The organism is Nocardioides sp. Z22_16 (assembly GCF_058134365.1).
In genome coordinates this window covers 471187-486236 of record NZ_JBYTTI010000005.1, presented here as the reverse complement: position 1 = coordinate 486236, position 15050 = coordinate 471187, and the positions used below count along the sequence as shown (strand labels likewise).

The window sequence follows — 15050 nt, the reverse complement described above, 5'->3', positions numbered from 1 at the left end:
CGGCTGACGGCGTCCTCCGGGTCCTGAAGCGGGCCCCCTAGACTCTGAGGCATCATGACCGAGTCTGCGCAGCCCCGTCCCGCCGAGACCTTCGCCGAGGCGGAGGACGCCCTTCTGTCGCGCTGGCCGGAGACCCGCCTCGAGCCGTCGCTGGACCGCATCGAGGCGTTCACCGAGCTCCTCGGCGACCCGCAGGGGGCCTACAAGGTCGTGCACCTGACCGGGACGAACGGCAAGACCTCCACCTCCCGGATGATCGACACCCTGCTGCGTGCCATGGAGCTGCGCACCGGGCGCTTCACCAGCCCGCACGTGGAGCGGATGAACGAGCGGATCAGCATCGACGGCGAGACGTTGGACGACGAGGCGTTCGTCCGCGCCTTCAACGACGTGGCGCCGTACACGCACCTGGTCGACACCGAGCAGGAGCACCCGCTGTCGTTCTTCGAGACCATCGTCGGGATGGCGTTCGCCGCCTTCGCCGACGCGCCGGTCGACGTCGCCGTCGTCGAGGTCGGGATGGGCGGGTCCTGGGACGCCACCAACGTGGTCGACGCCGAGGTGGCGGTGGTGCTGCCGGTGGCGGTCGACCACAGCCAGTACCTCGGCCCCGACGCCGTCTCGATCGCCGTCGAGAAGGCCGGGATCATCAAGCCCGGCAGCACCGCGGTCCTCGCCGAGCAGACGCCCGAGGTGGCGGCGGTGCTCCTGGAGCGGGCCGCGGAGGTGGGTGCCACCGTCGTCCGCGAGGGCGTGGAGTTCGGCGTGCTCTCGCGGGTGCCGGGCGTCGGCGGGCAGATGCTCTCGCTGCAGGGCCTCCACGGCCGCTACGACGACGTCTTCGTGCCGCTGCACGGGGCCCACCAGGCGCAGAACGCCGCGGTGGCGCTGGCCGCGGTGGAGGCGCTGACCGGCGACGCGCCGCTCGACGAGGAGCTGGTCCGCGCGGCCTTCGCCGAGGTCACCTCGCCCGGCCGGCTGGAGGTCATCCGGCACTCCCCGACGATCGTCCTCGACGCCGCGCACAACCCGGCCGGAGCGGAGGCGACGGCGCAGGCCCTGGCCGACTCGTTCGCCTTCTCCCCGCTCATCGGGGTGATCGGCGTGATGGGCGACAAGGACTACGAGGGGCTGCTCGCGGCCTTCGAGCCCACCCTGGCCCACCTGGTGGTCACCCAGAGCTCCACCCCCCGCGCCATGCCCGCCCAGGCGCTGGGGGAGGTCGCCGTCGAGGTCTTCGGCGAGGACCGGGTCACCGTGGTGCCGCGGCTGGCCGACGCGATCGACCAGGCGGCGGCGCTGGCGGAGGCCGGCCAGGCGTTCGGGGACTCGGTGGGCTCCGGGGCGGTGCTGGTCACCGGCTCGGTGGTGACCGTGGGCGAGGCGCGCAGCATGCTGCGCCCCGCCCTGCCGCGGAGCGCCTCGCGGGCCCGCCCGGTGGAGGCCGTCGTCGTCCCGGGGGACCAGGAGCTGGTCGACGAGCTGGACGAGTACGACGAGCAGGACGACCTGGGCGACGACCGGGCGGAGCGGGAATGACCGAGGAGACCCCGGCGCCCCAGGCGGCGCCCCCCAACACCGAGCGCTCGCCGCGGCGCGGCATGTGCGCGGCGGTGCTGGGCCTCGAGGCGATCGCCCTCGGACTGACCACCCCGGTGCTGGTCACCATCGCGGACGTGCCGGTGGGCACCGCGCTGACGGTCGGCCTCGGCCTCGCCGTCGTCTCGCTGCTGCTGGCCGGGATGCTGCGCGCCGAGTGGGCCTACAAGGCCGGGTGGGGGGTCCAGGTGGCGGCTGTCGCGCTGGGCTTCGTGATCCCGATGATGTTCGTGCTGGGCGGGATCTTCGCCGCGCTGTGGGGAGCGGCCGACTGGCTCGGCCGCAAGATCGAGCGGGAGCGTGCGGAGGCCTGGCTGGCCTACCGCGGGACGGGGACGCCGCAGGACGGGTCCCAGGACGGCGCTTCCTAGCCCGGCGCCGGCCGCGACGCCGTGGGAGGGGCGCGAGGGCGGGGTGGCTAGGCTGGTCCCATGACCCAGCGCACCCTCGTCCTGCTCAAGCCCGACGCCGTGAAGCGCGGCCTGGCCGGGGCGATCCTGTCCCGCTACGAGGCCAAGGGGCTGTCCCTGGTCGCGATGGAGCTGCGCACCATCGGTGCCTCGCAGTCCGACGCCCACTACGCCGAGCACGTGGAGCGCGACTTCTACCCGGCGCTGCGCGACTTTGTGACGAGCGGACCGCTGGTCGCCGCAGTGCTCGAGGGCGACGACGCGGTCGAGGTGGTCCGGGCGCTCAACGGCGCCACCGACGGGCGCAAGGCGGCCCCCGGCACCATCCGCGGCGACTTCTCCCTCTCCAACCGGGAGAACCTGGTGCACGGCTCCGACAGCCCCGCCTCGGCGGAGCGCGAGATCGAGCTCTGGTTCCCCGCCCTCACCGGCTGACCTGCCTCCCGCCACCTCCCCGTCGCGCCGGGTGACGCCGACCCGCGCGCGTGTCCTGCCGTGATCGTGCCTGCCTTCTCCCTACCCTGAGTCAAGGCCACACCCGTCACACCGTGGCCCTTCCCCACGGACGACCAGTGAAGGCATCTGCGCATGGCGAACAGCGTCATCGGCCGCGACATGGCGGTCGACCTCGGCACTGCCAACACGTTGGTCTACGTGCGCGGCAAGGGCGTCGTCCTCGACGAGCCCAGCGTCGTCGCGATGAACACCAGCACCGGCGAGGTGCTCGCCGTCGGGCACGAGGCCAAGCGGATGATCGGCCGCACGCCCGACAGCATCGCCGCCATCCGCCCGCTCAAGGACGGCGTCATCGCCGACTTCGACGCCACCGAGCAGATGCTGCGCTACTTCATCCAGCAGGTGCACCGGCGTCGCTACTTCGCCAAGCCCCGGATGGTCATCTGCGTGCCGAGCGGCATCACCGCGGTGGAGCAGCGTGCCGTCAAGGAGGCCGGCTACCAGGCGGGCGCGCGGCGCGTCTACATCGTGGAGGAGCCGATGGCCGCCGCGATCGGCGCCGGACTCCCCGTCCACGAGGCGACCGGCAACATGGTCGTCGACGTCGGCGGCGGCACCACCGAGGTGGCCGTCATCTCGCTCGGCGGCATCGTCACCAGCCTCAGCGTGCGGACCGCGGGCGACGACCTCGACCAGGCGATCATGGCCTGGATGAAGAAGGAGTACTCCCTGATGCTGGGGGAGCGCACCGCCGAGGAGGTCAAGATGACTCTCGGCTCCGCCTTCCCCCTGCCGGAGGAGCCGGAGGCGGAGATCCGCGGCCGTGACATGGTCTCCGGGCTGCCGCGCACGGTAGTGGTCTCCAGCTCCGAGGTGCGGCACGCCCTGGAGGAGCAGGTGGTCGACATCGTCGACGCCGTCCGTGCCACGCTCGACCAGACGCCCCCCGAGCTCGCCGGCGACATCATGGACCGCGGGATCGTGCTGACCGGGGGAGGCGCCCTCCTGCGGGGGCTCGACGAGCGGCTCCGCCACGAGACGGGCATGCCGGTGCACGTGGCCGAGCACCCGCTGGAGTCCGTCGCCTTCGGCGCGGGTCGGTGCGTGGAGGAGTTCGAGGCCCTCCAGCAGGTCCTGGTCTCGGACCCCAGGAGGAGATGATGGCCCCCTTCGACCGGGAGCGCCGTTGGCGCGGCCTCGACGAGGGTTCCCGTCCGCCGCGCTCGACGCTGGTCGCGCTGGTGCTCGCCGCCGCGACCTTGATGACGCTCGACCAGTCGACCGGTGCCGACTCGCCCGTGGAGCACCTGCGAGCCGGCGTCGGCGAGGCGTTCGCCCCGGTGGAGTCGGTCACCTCGAACGTGGTCCGCCCCTTCACCGCCGTCCCGGCCTGGTTCCGCGACAAGGGGGACCTGCGCCGCGACCTGCGCGACCTCGAGGCCGAGAACGCCGCTCTCCGCGGCCAGGTCGCCACCAGCGACTTCGACCGCAACCGTCTCGCCCAGTTCGAGGGGCTGACCCGGGCCGCCGCCGACCTCGGCCGGAGCCTGGTCCCGGCCCGCGTGGTGGCCTACGGGCCCGCCCAGTCCTTCACCCGCACCGTCACCCTCGACGCCGGGTCGGAGGCCGGGCTGCGACCCGACATGACGGTGGTCAACAACGCCGGCCTCGTCGGCCGGGTGGTGCGGGTGACCGCCCGGCACGCCACCGTGCTCCTCGTGGTCGACGCCGAGTCGGTCGTGGGGGGTCGGCTCGGCTCCTCGATGGAGCTCGGCTTCCTCCGAGGCGGCGACGACGACACCCTCGACCTCGAGCTCGTCGACCAGAAGGTGGTGCCGGCCCAGGGCGACACCGTGGTCACCTGGGGCAGCGACGGAGCCGGGCCCTACGTGGCCGGCGTCCCGGTCGGCCGGGTCACCGACGTCTTCGCCAGCGTCCGCGAGCAGTCCCAGCGGGCGGTGATCGAGCCGTTCGTGGACTTCTCCGCGCTCGACGTGGTCGGCGTGGTCGTGCCGCAGGGCACCGCGAGCGACCGCGCCCTGGTGGAGGCCGACGGGGGGATCGGATGAGCCTGACCCGCACCGCCGGCGGCCTGCTCGCCGTCGTCCTCGCCCTCGCCCTCCAGGTCTCCTTCTTCCCGCACCTGGCCTGGCAGGGCGTGGTCCCCAACCTGGTCCTCCTCGTGGTGGTCGCCGCGGCGCTGACGCGCGGAGCCGGCTTCGCGCTGCCGCTGGGCTTCGTGGCCGGCGTGCTCCTCGACCTCGCGCCGCCGGCCGACCACGTCGCCGGCCGCTGGGCGCTGGCGCTGGTGCTGGTGGCCTGGGTAGCCGCCCGGGTCCGGCAGGACACGCGTCCCACCACCCCGGTGGTGCTCGCCTGCGTGGCGGCCTGCTCGTTCGTCGGCACCTCGGTCTTCGCCCTGACCGGCCTGCTGCTCGGCGAGCCGCTGGGGTCCGTCCCGGAGATCCTGGCCGTGATCGGCGTCGCGGTGCTCTGGGACCTGCTCCTGACGCCGTTCGTGCTGCCGGTCACGATGCGGCTCTTCGGCCGGCTGGGCGTCTCCGCGCGGGAGAGGGCGAGCGCCTGATGGCTGTCACCCGCTCCGAGCGGAGCCGGCTGCGCCTGATCGTGGTGCAGGCCCTGGTCTTCTCCCTCTTCGTCACCCTCTTCGTCCGGCTCTACTACCTCCAGGTCGTCGACGGGGAGGGCTACCAGGCCCAGGCCGCCGACCAGTCGGTGCGCGACATCGTCGTGCAGCCCCAGCGCGGCCTGGTCGTCGACGCCATGGGCCGTCCGCTGGTCGCCAACCGCCTCTCCTGGGTCGTGGCGGTGGACCGCAGCGTGCTCGCCAAGCTCTCCGACGACGAGCGCGACCAGCTGGTCGAGCGGGTCGCTGCGGTCGTCGGGCAGAAGCCCGGCCAGGTCGAGCGCAAGCTGGTCGACTGCGGCCAGGAGGGCGCCGTCGCCGGGGTCTGCTGGAACGGCTCGCCCTTCCAGCCGGTGCCGGTGGCCACCGACGTGGAGCAGTCGGTGGCCCTGCGGGTCCTCGAGCAGCCGGAGGACTACCCCGGCGTGATCGCCGAGCAGCAGAACGTGCGCGCCTACCCGCGGCCGCACGGGGTCAACCTCGCCCACGTCCTGGGCTACCTCAGCCCGATCACCGAGGCCGAGTTCGACCGGGCGAGCGAGGCCGACGACCGGTCCCTCAACGGCGCCTCGGTCGTGGGGCGGGCCGGGGTGGAGAAGGAGTACGACGCGTGGCTGCGCGGCATGCCCGGCTACCGCCGCGTCGCCGTGGACTCGATGGGCCGGGTGCTGGGGGACGACGGCGAGATCGCGGCGACGCCCGGGGACACCCTGGTGACCTCGATCGACGCCAAGGTGCAGGGGGTCGTCGAGCGGGAGCTCGCGCGCTCCATCGCCTTCCAGCGCACCCAGGTCGACAAGGTCACCGGACGGCCCTACGAGGCGGACGCCGGCGCCGCGGTGGTGATGGAGACGAAGACCGGCCGGATCGTGGCGATGGCCAGCCAGCCGACCTACGACCCCGACGTCTGGGTCGGGGGCATCAGCGAGGAGGACCTCGCCCACCTCTACTCCGAGAAGGCCGGGACGCCGCTCCTCTCGCGTGCCACGCAGGGGCAGTTCGCCCCCGGCTCCACCTGGAAGCCCTTCATGACCGCCGCGGCGCTCCGCAACGGCTACGGCACCGACAGCACGCTGCCGTGCTCCTCGGGGTTCCAGGTCGGCAACCGGGTCTTCAAGAACTTCGAGTCCGGCGCCCACGGCACGATCGGCTTCGCCCGGGCGCTCGAGGTCTCCTGCAACACCTTCTTCTACCAGATCGGCTACGACTACTGGCAGCGGTTCGGCTCCGACGTGGCCGACGTCGAGGCCCGCGACCCGCTCGTGGAGGGCGCCAAGGAGTTCGGCTTCGGCTCCGAGACCGGGATCGACCTGCCCGGCGAGGCGCCCGGCCGGATCGCGGACCGGGCGTGGAAGCGCTCCTACTTCGAGTCGCAGAAGGACTACTACTGCGGCATCGCCGGCAAGCCCCAGGACGCCGAGACCTCGGACTTCGTCTACCGGTTCGCCCGCGAGTTCTGCGTGGAGGGCTTCGCCTACCGCGCCGGCGACGCGGTGAACTTCTCCATCGGCCAGGGCGACACCATCGTCACCCCCCTCCAGCTGGCCCGCGCCTACGCGGCGCTCGGCAACGGCGGCACCCTGTGGGAGCCGCGGGTCGGCAAGGCCATCGTCAGCCCCGAGGGCGAGGTGCTGCGCCGGATCCCGCCCAAGCGTCAGGGCAGGGTCAAGGCGGCCAAGCAGGAGCTCGCGTTCATCGACGAGGCGCTGAAGGGCGTCTCCACCCGGGGCACGATGAACTGGAAGCTGATCGGCTTCCCGCTGGACCAGGTCCAGATCCGGGCCAAGACGGGGTCCGCGGAGGTCTACGGCAAGCAGACGACCGGGTGGGTGGCCTCCTACACCGAGGACTACACGGTCGTGATGATGATCAGCCAGGGAGGCACCGGCTCGGGCAGCGTCGGGGACTCCGTCCGGACGATCTGGGAGTCGCTCCACGGCGTCGAGGGGGACCAGGTGGTGGCCCGGAAGGCGGCGATCCCCGGCGTCGTCCCGCCGGCCAAGCTGCCTTCCTTCCAGGCCGACGGCACCATCATGCCTCCCACCCGGAGGAAGCAGTGACCGGGCGGACCCCGGGATCCCTGCGGGCGCCGGGACTCGACTGGGTGCTGATGCTCGCCGTGGCCGGACTGCTGGTCGTGGGCACGCTGATGGTCTGGTCGACCACCGCGAGCCGTGAGCTGCTGACCGCGGGCGACTCCACGGCGTACCTGCGCAAGCAGCTGGTCAACCTCGCCATCGGCGTCGTGCTGCTGGTCCTGGTGACCGCGACCGACCACCGGTGGGTCCGCATCCTGGCCCCGCTGGTCTACCTCGCCTCGATCGGCGGGCTCGTCCTGGTGCTGACGATGGGCTCCACGGTCAACGGCTCCCGCTCCTGGCTGCAGCTGGGCGGCCTCTCCGTCCAGCCCTCGGAGTTCGCCAAGCTGGCGGTCGTGGTCGGCATGGCGCTGCTGGTCGCCGAGCGCACCGAGGGGAGCTGGCGGCGCTCGGTCGGGTCGGTCGACGTCGTCGGCATGCTGCTCATCGCCGCGCTGCCGGCGGTCCTGATCCTGTCGCAGCCCGACCTCGGCACGATGCTGGTCCTCGCCGCCACGGTCTTCGGGGTGCTGGCCGTGGCGGGCGCACCGCGTCGCTGGCTCGCCGGGCTCCTGGTCACCGGCGTCGCGGCCGCGGCCGTGGCGGTCACGGGTGGTGTCCTCAAGGACTACCAGCTCGCCCGGTTCATGGCCTTCACCAACCCCGACCTCGACCCGCGGGGCGCCGGCTACAACACCGAGCAGGCCCGGATCGCGGTGGGCAACGGCGGTCTCTTCGGCCAGGGGCTCTTCGACGGGTCCCAGACCCAGTCGGGCTTCGTCCCCGAGCAGCACACCGACTTCATCTTCACCGCCGTCGGCGAGGAGCTGGGCCTCCTCGGCGCCGGCCTGGTGATCGTGCTGACCGCGGTGGTGATCTGGCGGGCGCTCGCCATCGCCGGTGCCACCGACGACATGTTCGGCCGGGTGGCGGCCGCGGGGATCGCGTGCTGGTTCGGGTTCCAGGCCTTCCAGAACGTCGGGATGTGCCTCGGCATCATGCCGGTCACCGGGGTGCCCCTGCCGTTCGTCTCCTACGGCGGCTCCTCGATGTTCGCCGGGATGCTGGCGATCGGTCTCCTGCAGAACGTGCACCTGCGCAACAGCACCAGCCTGCCCACCCGGCTGCTCTCACCCGCGCGGGTGCTCTCCGGACGCTGAGTGAGGGCCCCCGGGTCAGGGGTTCATCGACAAGAAGATGAAGGCGGCCAGCAGGACCAGGTGGACCGTGCCCTGGAGGGTCTTCGCCCGGCCCTGGACGACGGTGAGCACCGAGACCACCACGGTGATCGCGAGCAGCACCATCTGCATCGGCATCAGCCCCAGCTCCAGGGGACCCTCGAGCCAGATCATGGCGACCGCGATCGTGGGGATGGTGAGGCCGATCGAGGCCATCGCCGACCCGTAGCCGAGGTTGAGGCTGGTCTGGACCCGGTCGCGGGAGGCGTTGCGGACCGCGGAGATGGACTCGGGGGAGAGGACCAGCAGGGCGATCACCACACCTACCACGGTGTAGGGCAGCCCCAGGCCGCGGACGCCTTCCTCGATGGTGGGGGAGAGGAGCTTGGCCAGGCCGACCACGGCGACCAGGGAGGCGAGCAGCAGGCCGAGGCTGAGCATGGTCACCCGGGTGGTGGGCGGGTCCGCGTGGTCGTCGTCGTCGGCGTCGAGGAGGCCGGTGAAGCGGCCGAGCTCGTCGCTGGAGACGGGGACGAAGAAGTCCCGGTGGCGCACTGTCTGGGTGAGCACGAACGAGACGTAGAGCACCAGGGAGGCGACCGCGGCGAAGGCCAGCTGCGAGGCGGAGAACTCCAGCCCGACGCCCGAGGTGGTGAAGCCGGGCAGCACCAGGGTGACGCCGGCCAGGGTGATGACCGTGGCGAGCGCCGCCCCCGTGCCGGAGGCGTTGAAGCTGACCAGGTGGTGCTTGAGTGCGCCCACCAGCAGGGAGAGGCCGACGATGCCGTTGAGGGTGATCATCAGCGCGGCGAAGACGGTGTCCCGCGCGTAGGTGCTCGCGCCCGCGCCGCCGCTGGTCATCAGCATCACGATCAGGCCGACCTCGATCACCGTCACGGCGACCGCCAGGATCAGGGAGCCGTAGGGCTCACCCACCTTGTGCGCCACCACCTCCGCGTGGTGCACCGCGGCGACCACGGCACCGACCAGCGCGACCGCGAGCGCCACCAGCACGGCCCAGTGCTCGTGCCGGGACCAGGTCGCGGCCAGCAGCACCAGGGCGAGCGGCGGGACGGCGAGTGTCCAGTTGAAACGGCCATGGACCGTCGAGGCACTCATGGGCGCAAACCTATCCGCAGTACGGGTCCTTCCTTGAAATCCACGTAGGCTTGCGAGGATCGCCGCACCCGTCCGAGAGGTTCCCCCCATGTCCCACGTCACCGACACCCGCACGGAGATGTCGAGCGACGTCGCGTCCGTCTTCCACCTGCTCGAGCCGCGCCTGCCCTCGGTCTCCAAGCCGATCCAGTACGTCGGCGGCGAGCTCAACTCCACCGTCAAGGAGTGGCACTGCGCCGCGGCCTCGCCGGACGGGGGCGAGACCGTGCGCTGGGCGTTGATGTACCCCGACGCCTACGAGGTGGGCCTGCCCAACCAGGGCGTCCAGATCCTCTACGAGGTGCTCAACGAGCGGGACTGGATCCTGGCCGAGCGGACCTACGCGGTCTGGCCGGACATGGAGAAGGTGATGCGCGAGGACCGGATCCCGCAGTTCACCGTCGACGGGCACCGTCCGGTCCGCGCCTTCGACGTCTTCGGGATCAGCTTCTCCACCGAGCTCGGCTACACCAACATGCTCAACGCCCTCGACCTGGCCGAGATCCCCCTCCACGCCGCCGACCGGGGCGAGGACGACCCCGTGGTGCTGGTGGGTGGTCACGCGGCCTTCAACCCCGAGCCGATCGCGGACTTCATCGACGCCGCGGTGCTGGGCGACGGCGAGGAGGTCGTGCTCGCGATCTCCGAGGTGGTCCGGGAGTGGAAGACCGAGGGTCGGCCGGGTGGCCGCGACGAGCTGCTGCGCCGTCTCGCGGTCAGCGGCGGCGTCTACGTGCCCCGCTTCTACGACGTCGCCTACGCCGCCGACGGCTCCATCGAGGCGGTCGTGCCCAACCGTCCCGGCATCCCCTTCCGGGTGCGCAAGCACACCCTGATGGACCTCGATGCCTGGCCCTACCCGGCCAAGCCCCTGGTGCCGCTCGCCGAGACGGTGCACGAGCGCTTCTCGGTGGAGATCTTCCGCGGCTGCACCCGCGGCTGCCGCTTCTGCCAGGCGGGGATGATCACCCGCCCGGTCCGCGAGCGGTCGATCAAGACCATCGGCGACATGGTGGAGAACGGGATCAGGAAGTCCGGCTTCGAGGAGGTCGGCCTGCTCTCGCTCTCCAGCGCCGACCACACCGAGATCGCCGAGGTGGCCAAGGGGCTGGCCGACCGCTATGAAGGCTCGAACGTCTCCCTCTCGTTGCCCTCGACCCGGGTGGACGCCTTCAACATCTCGCTTGCCAACGAGTTCTCCCGCAACGGCCGCCGCTCGGGCCTCACCTTCGCCCCCGAGGGCGGCAGCGAGCGGATGCGCCGGGTGATCAACAAGATGGTCACCGAGGAGGACCTGATCCGCACGGTCGCGGCGGCGTACTCCCACGGCTGGCGGCAGGTGAAGCTCTACTTCATGGTGGGCCTGCCCACCGAGACCGACGAGGACGTCCTCCAGGTCGCCGAGCTGGCCAAGAAGGTGATCGCCAAGGGCCGGGAGGTCTCCGGCCGCAACGACATCCGGTGCACGGTCTCGATCGGCGGCTTCGTGCCGAAGCCGCACACCCCCTTCCAGTGGGCGGCCCAGCTCGACCACGAGACCACCGACGAGCGCCTCAAGCAGCTGCGCGACCTGGTCCGCGCCGACAAGCGCTACGGCCGCGCCATCGGCTTCCGGTACCACGACGGGAAGCCCGGCATCGTCGAGGGACTCCTCTCCCGCGGGGACCGCCGGGTCGGGCGGGTCATCGAGGAGGTGTGGCGCGACGGCGGCCGGTTCGACGGCTGGAGCGAGCACTTCTCCTACGACCGCTGGATGGAGTGCGCCGAGCGGGCGCTGGCCGGCACCGGCGTCGACGTCGGCTGGTACACCACCCGCGAGCGTGACCTCGACGAGGTGCTGCCCTGGGACCACCTCGACTCCGGCCTCGACAAGGACTGGCTCTGGGCCGACTGGGAGGACGCCCTCGCGGCCGCCGAGGGCGCCGACATCGAGGTGGAGGACTGCCGCTGGACCCCCTGCTACGACTGCGGGGTCTGCCCGGAGATGGGGACGGAGATCCAGATCGGCCCCACCGGCCAGACGCTGCTGCCGCTCAGCGTCGTCTGACCCCGACCGGGCGGGCGGCTACGGGGCGAACGGCCGGGCGAGCCACTGGCAGCCGGTGACCCCGGCCACGAGCAGGTCGACCCCGACCGCGGCGTGGTCGGAGACGACGCTCGGCAGCACGCGGGCGGCCCGGGGGATCACGGCCTCCTGGACGAAGACGTAGTCGATCCGCGCGCCGGGTGAGCGTCCCGCCGTCGGGCCGCGTCCCTGGCCCACCTGGGCCCAGGAGTCGGAGAGCGCGGAGGTGATGGTGGCGTAGGGGACCGTCACCGGGGAGGCGTTGAAGTCGCCGCCCAGCACGACGGGCGCGCCGCCGCGCTCGACGAGGCCCCGCACCGCCTCGGCCTGCCGCCGCCGCAGCGGGTCCGAGGTGTGGTCGAGGTGGGTGTTGTAGACGTCGACCTCCTCCGGCCCGACCGAGACGCGGGTGCGCAGCACGCCGCGCTGCTCCTTGCCCGGGTCGTTGGGCAGGAGCACGTGCTCGGTCTCGACGATGGGCAGGCGGGAGAGCGTCGCCACGCCGTACTCGGCCCGCCCGGGGAACCGGACGTTGGGCGCGAAGGCGTGCTCCATGCCCAGCTCGGCCCCCAGCACCGCCGGCATGTCGATGGCGCCGGTGCGGGGACGGAACCGGTCGACCTCCTGCAGCATCACGACGTCGGCCCCGGAGGCCCGGATCTCCTCCACGATCCGCGGGAGGTCACGGCCCCGGGGCCCGAGCCCGCCGTGGATGTTGAAGCTGAGGACCTTCAACGGGGTGAGCCTCGGGACCGGCACGCAGAGCGGGGCCGGCGGCCGGGCCGAGGCGCTGGCGCTGGGCGCTGGCGCCGGGCGGGCCGGAGCGCTGCTCGGGCCCCTGCCGGGCGACGGCGTCGGGCTCGCCGAGCCGCTCGCCGCGGGATCTGGCGACTCGGTCGGGCCGGGGGTCGCGGTTCCGTCCGTGGGCGAGGCCGCGGCCGTGGGTGTCGCGGTCGGCTCCGCGGGCTGCCCGGTCTCGGTCGGTGCGGGCTCCCGCTCCCGATCGACCAGTGCCTCCAGCGCCGTCTGGGCCGGTCCCGGGGTCGGGTCGAGCGCCAGCACGCTCAGCACGACGACGCAGGCCGTGCCCAGCGCCGCCACCAGCACCCAGGGCAGGGTGCTACTCCAGCGGGTCATCCGGGCTCCGAGCACTGTGGGACGTCTCGGCCATGATAGGTCGGTGCGCACCGTGACGGACGTGGAACGACGCAGTCGACTGGCCCATCGCCATGGGCTGGCCCCGGCGGCGCGCTTTCCCGATCCCGTCACGGCCGCCACCGCGATGACCGCGCTGCACGCCACCGAGGCCGCCAGCGTGCACCTGGCGCTGTGGGCGCGGGTGGAGGGGGTCACGGCCGAGCAGGTCGACCGCGCGCTGCGCGACGACCGGTCCCTGGTCAGCCAGCTGGCGATGCGCCGGACCAAGTGGGTCCTGCCGCGCGACCTGCTCCCTGCGGTCCTGGGCAGTGCGGCCGCCCGGGTCGCGGAGGCCGAGCGGAGGCGCCTGGCCAAGGACGTCGAGGAAGCAGGTCTCGCGCCGGACGGGGAGGCGTGGTTCGCCGACGTGCGCCGCACGACGCTGGCTCACCTGCGCGCGGAGCCGACACCCCGTTCGGTTCCCGAGCTCCGGAGCGAGGTCCCGGCCCTGGCCGGGCAGATCACCAGGGGCCGCGGCCGCTGGGCGGTGCGGATCTGGCTGGCCACGCCGGTGACCACCGTGCTGGGCGCCGAGGGGGCGCTGATGAGCGGACCCAACGGCGGGGTGGCGGGGGCGCCCTGGTGGCAGCATCGTCCCACCTGGTGCACCGCCGAGGGTTGGCTCCACGAGCGGCCGGAGCCCTGGCCGGCCGAGGCGGGGTACGCCGAGCTGGTGCGGCGGTGGCTGTGGACCTTCGGCCCCGGGACCGAGGACGACCTGGTCTGGTGGCTCGGGTCGACCCGGCGGGCGGTCCGCGGGGCGCTGGCGTCGGTGGGTGCGGCCCAGGTCCGGCTCGAGGACGGGGCCACCGGCTGGCTGCTGCCCGACGACCTCGACCCGGTGCCGCCGGTCGACCCCTGGGCCGCGCTGCTGCCCACCCTCGACCCGACGACGATGGGGTGGAAGGGACGCGACTTCCACCTGGCCCCCGGCGTCCGCCCGCGGGTCTACGACAGTGCTGGCAACGGCGCCACCACCGCCTGGTGGGACGGGCGGATCGTCGGCTGCTGGGTGCAGGACGAGGAGGGCGTGGTCGAGGTCGTGCTCCACGACGACGTGGGCCGGGAGGCGCAGGCCCGGCTGGCGGCGGAGGCGGCCCGGCTCACCGACTGGCTGGGTGGGACCCGCATCACCAACGCCTACTCCGCCAGGCAGCGGAAGTCGGTCTCCCTGCCCTGACGGGCTACGGTGTGCGGCGTGCGTGAGCAGCCCGAGCAGCAAGCCCCTCCCGTCCAGCGACTCCGGATCCGCTACGCCAAGCGTGGCCGTCTCCGCTTCACCAGTCACCGGGACTTCAGCCGAGCCTTCGAGCGGGCGGTCTTCCGCGCCCGGATCCCGATGGCCTACTCGTCCGGGTTCAACCCCCACCCCCGGATCTCCTACGCCGGTGCCTCCCCGACCGGCGCGGCCTCCGAGGCGGAGTACCTCGAGCTCGCGCTGGCCCAGGTCGTCGACCCGGCGGACGTCCTCGCCCAGCTCGACGAGGCGCTGCCGGACGGTCTGGACCTGCTGGAGGTCGTGGAGTCGGAGGGCGGGTCGCTCAGCGACCGGCTGACCGGCAGCCGGTGGCGCATCGGGCTCCCCGGCGCCTCGGACCTCGAGACCCTGGTGGCGCGCTTCCTGGAGACGGAGGTCGTGCTGGTCGAGCGGATGACCAAGAAGGGGCTGCGCGAGTTCGACGCGCGCGGCGCGGTGCTCTCCCTCGAGGCCGAGCCGGCGCCGGGCGGCATGGTCCTCGAGCTGGTGCTGCGTCACACCGTGCCGGCCGTCCGCCCCGACGACGTGCTGACGGCGATGGCCAAGCTGACCGACGAGGGGCAGGCGCTCGGCTCGGGCGCGCCCCTGCTCACCCGGCTCGAGCAGGGACCGTTGGACGAGGCTTCGGGCACCATCGGCGACCCGCTGCGCTCCGCGTCGTAGCGGAGAAGCGGGGGTGGGTGTGCGATACTCGCCTCGGTCGCTCCTGACGGCACACGTCGGCAAGAGGGACACGACGACGTTCTCGCCGGCCCGACACCCGTCGGACGGCACGGAGGATGGAAGTCGACGCCAGACCGCGACGCGGCCAGGGTGAGTCGGTGACAGAGGCCCGCCCATGTGGCACCCGTGACACATAGGGGTGGCACAGCCCAGCGACCGCGGCAGGTGCGCGGCAGACATCCCCCGACGCGCCCGCGGAGGGTGTCGTTGCCACCGAAGGCTTTGCGTCGCGGATCCTGAGCATCCGGGTCCCGGCGTCCTACACACCGGTGCAGCGCACC

At 72.8% G+C, this 15050-nt stretch carries 13 protein-coding genes; 11 read left to right on the top strand and 2 right to left on the bottom strand.

Annotated elements, in window-relative coordinates:
* Window positions 1-54 precede the first annotated feature (54 nt).
* The 8 genes from AC3X7R_RS17485 to rodA all read left to right on the top strand — a co-directional run bounded on the left by AC3X7R_RS17485 (window position 55) and on the right by rodA (window position 8350).
* Window positions 55-1539: a bifunctional folylpolyglutamate synthase/dihydrofolate synthase gene (locus AC3X7R_RS17485; RefSeq protein ID WP_489966954.1), complete on the top strand. Its 1485-nt coding sequence runs from the start codon at window positions 55-57 to the stop codon at window positions 1537-1539.
* A complete protein-coding gene (locus AC3X7R_RS17480) occupies window positions 1536-1970 on the top strand; it encodes a DUF4233 domain-containing protein (RefSeq protein WP_489966953.1) in 435 nt (144 codons plus the stop codon). The genes AC3X7R_RS17485 and AC3X7R_RS17480 overlap by 4 nt, the downstream gene beginning before the upstream one ends.
* Window positions 1971-2030: 60 nt before the next feature.
* Window positions 2031-2444, top strand: a complete 414-nt coding sequence (gene ndk, locus AC3X7R_RS17475; protein WP_489966952.1) for a nucleoside-diphosphate kinase — start codon at window positions 2031-2033, stop codon at window positions 2442-2444.
* A 153-nt stretch (window positions 2445-2597) separates the two neighbouring features.
* Window positions 2598-3626 carry a rod shape-determining protein gene (locus AC3X7R_RS17470; RefSeq protein WP_489966951.1) on the top strand — a complete coding sequence of 343 codons (1029 nt, stop codon included), beginning with the start codon at window positions 2598-2600 and terminating at the stop codon, window positions 3624-3626.
* On the top strand, window positions 3626-4534 hold the full coding sequence (mreC, locus tag AC3X7R_RS17465; protein WP_489966950.1) for a rod shape-determining protein MreC: 909 nt from the start codon (window positions 3626-3628) through the stop codon (window positions 4532-4534). The genes AC3X7R_RS17470 and mreC overlap by 1 nt, the downstream gene beginning before the upstream one ends.
* Window positions 4531-5052, top strand: a complete 522-nt coding sequence (gene mreD, locus AC3X7R_RS17460; RefSeq protein ID WP_489966949.1) for a rod shape-determining protein MreD — start codon at window positions 4531-4533, stop codon at window positions 5050-5052. The genes mreC and mreD overlap by 4 nt, the downstream gene beginning before the upstream one ends.
* The gene (mrdA, locus tag AC3X7R_RS17455; protein ID WP_489966948.1) at window positions 5052-7172 is read left to right on the top strand and encodes a penicillin-binding protein 2; all 2121 of its coding nucleotides are present in this window, start codon (window positions 5052-5054) and stop codon (window positions 7170-7172) included. Before mreD ends, mrdA begins: the two co-directional genes overlap by 1 nt.
* Window positions 7169-8350: a rod shape-determining protein RodA gene (gene rodA, locus AC3X7R_RS17450; RefSeq protein ID WP_489966947.1), complete on the top strand. Its 1182-nt coding sequence runs from the start codon at window positions 7169-7171 to the stop codon at window positions 8348-8350. The genes mrdA and rodA overlap by 4 nt, the downstream gene beginning before the upstream one ends.
* Before the next feature lie 15 nt (window positions 8351-8365).
* Here the strand turns inward: rodA and AC3X7R_RS17445 are convergent, their stop codons facing one another.
* Window positions 8366-9487, bottom strand: a complete 1122-nt coding sequence (locus AC3X7R_RS17445) for a calcium:cation antiporter (protein ID WP_489966946.1) — start codon at window positions 9485-9487, stop codon at window positions 8366-8368.
* A 118-nt stretch (window positions 9488-9605) separates the two neighbouring features.
* Between AC3X7R_RS17445 and AC3X7R_RS17440 the strand changes: the two genes are divergently transcribed.
* Window positions 9606-11573: a TIGR03960 family B12-binding radical SAM protein gene (locus AC3X7R_RS17440; protein WP_489967097.1), complete on the top strand. Its 1968-nt coding sequence runs from the start codon at window positions 9606-9608 to the stop codon at window positions 11571-11573.
* An 18-nt stretch (window positions 11574-11591) separates the two neighbouring features.
* On the opposite strand, the gene AC3X7R_RS17435 is transcribed toward AC3X7R_RS17440, so the two are convergent.
* A complete protein-coding gene (locus AC3X7R_RS17435; RefSeq protein ID WP_489966945.1) occupies window positions 11592-12326 on the bottom strand; it encodes an endonuclease/exonuclease/phosphatase family protein in 735 nt (244 codons plus the stop codon).
* On the opposite strand from AC3X7R_RS17435, the gene AC3X7R_RS17430 reads away from it, so the two are divergent.
* The gene (locus AC3X7R_RS17430) at window positions 12304-13968 is read left to right on the top strand and encodes a winged helix DNA-binding domain-containing protein (protein WP_489966944.1); all 1665 of its coding nucleotides are present in this window, start codon (window positions 12304-12306) and stop codon (window positions 13966-13968) included. The genes AC3X7R_RS17435 and AC3X7R_RS17430 overlap by 23 nt on opposite strands.
* Before the next feature lie 18 nt (window positions 13969-13986).
* Complete coding sequence (locus AC3X7R_RS17425; RefSeq protein ID WP_489966943.1) at window positions 13987-14709, top strand: TIGR03936 family radical SAM-associated protein; 723 nt, start codon at window positions 13987-13989, stop codon at window positions 14707-14709.
* Window positions 14710-15050 lie beyond the last annotated feature (341 nt).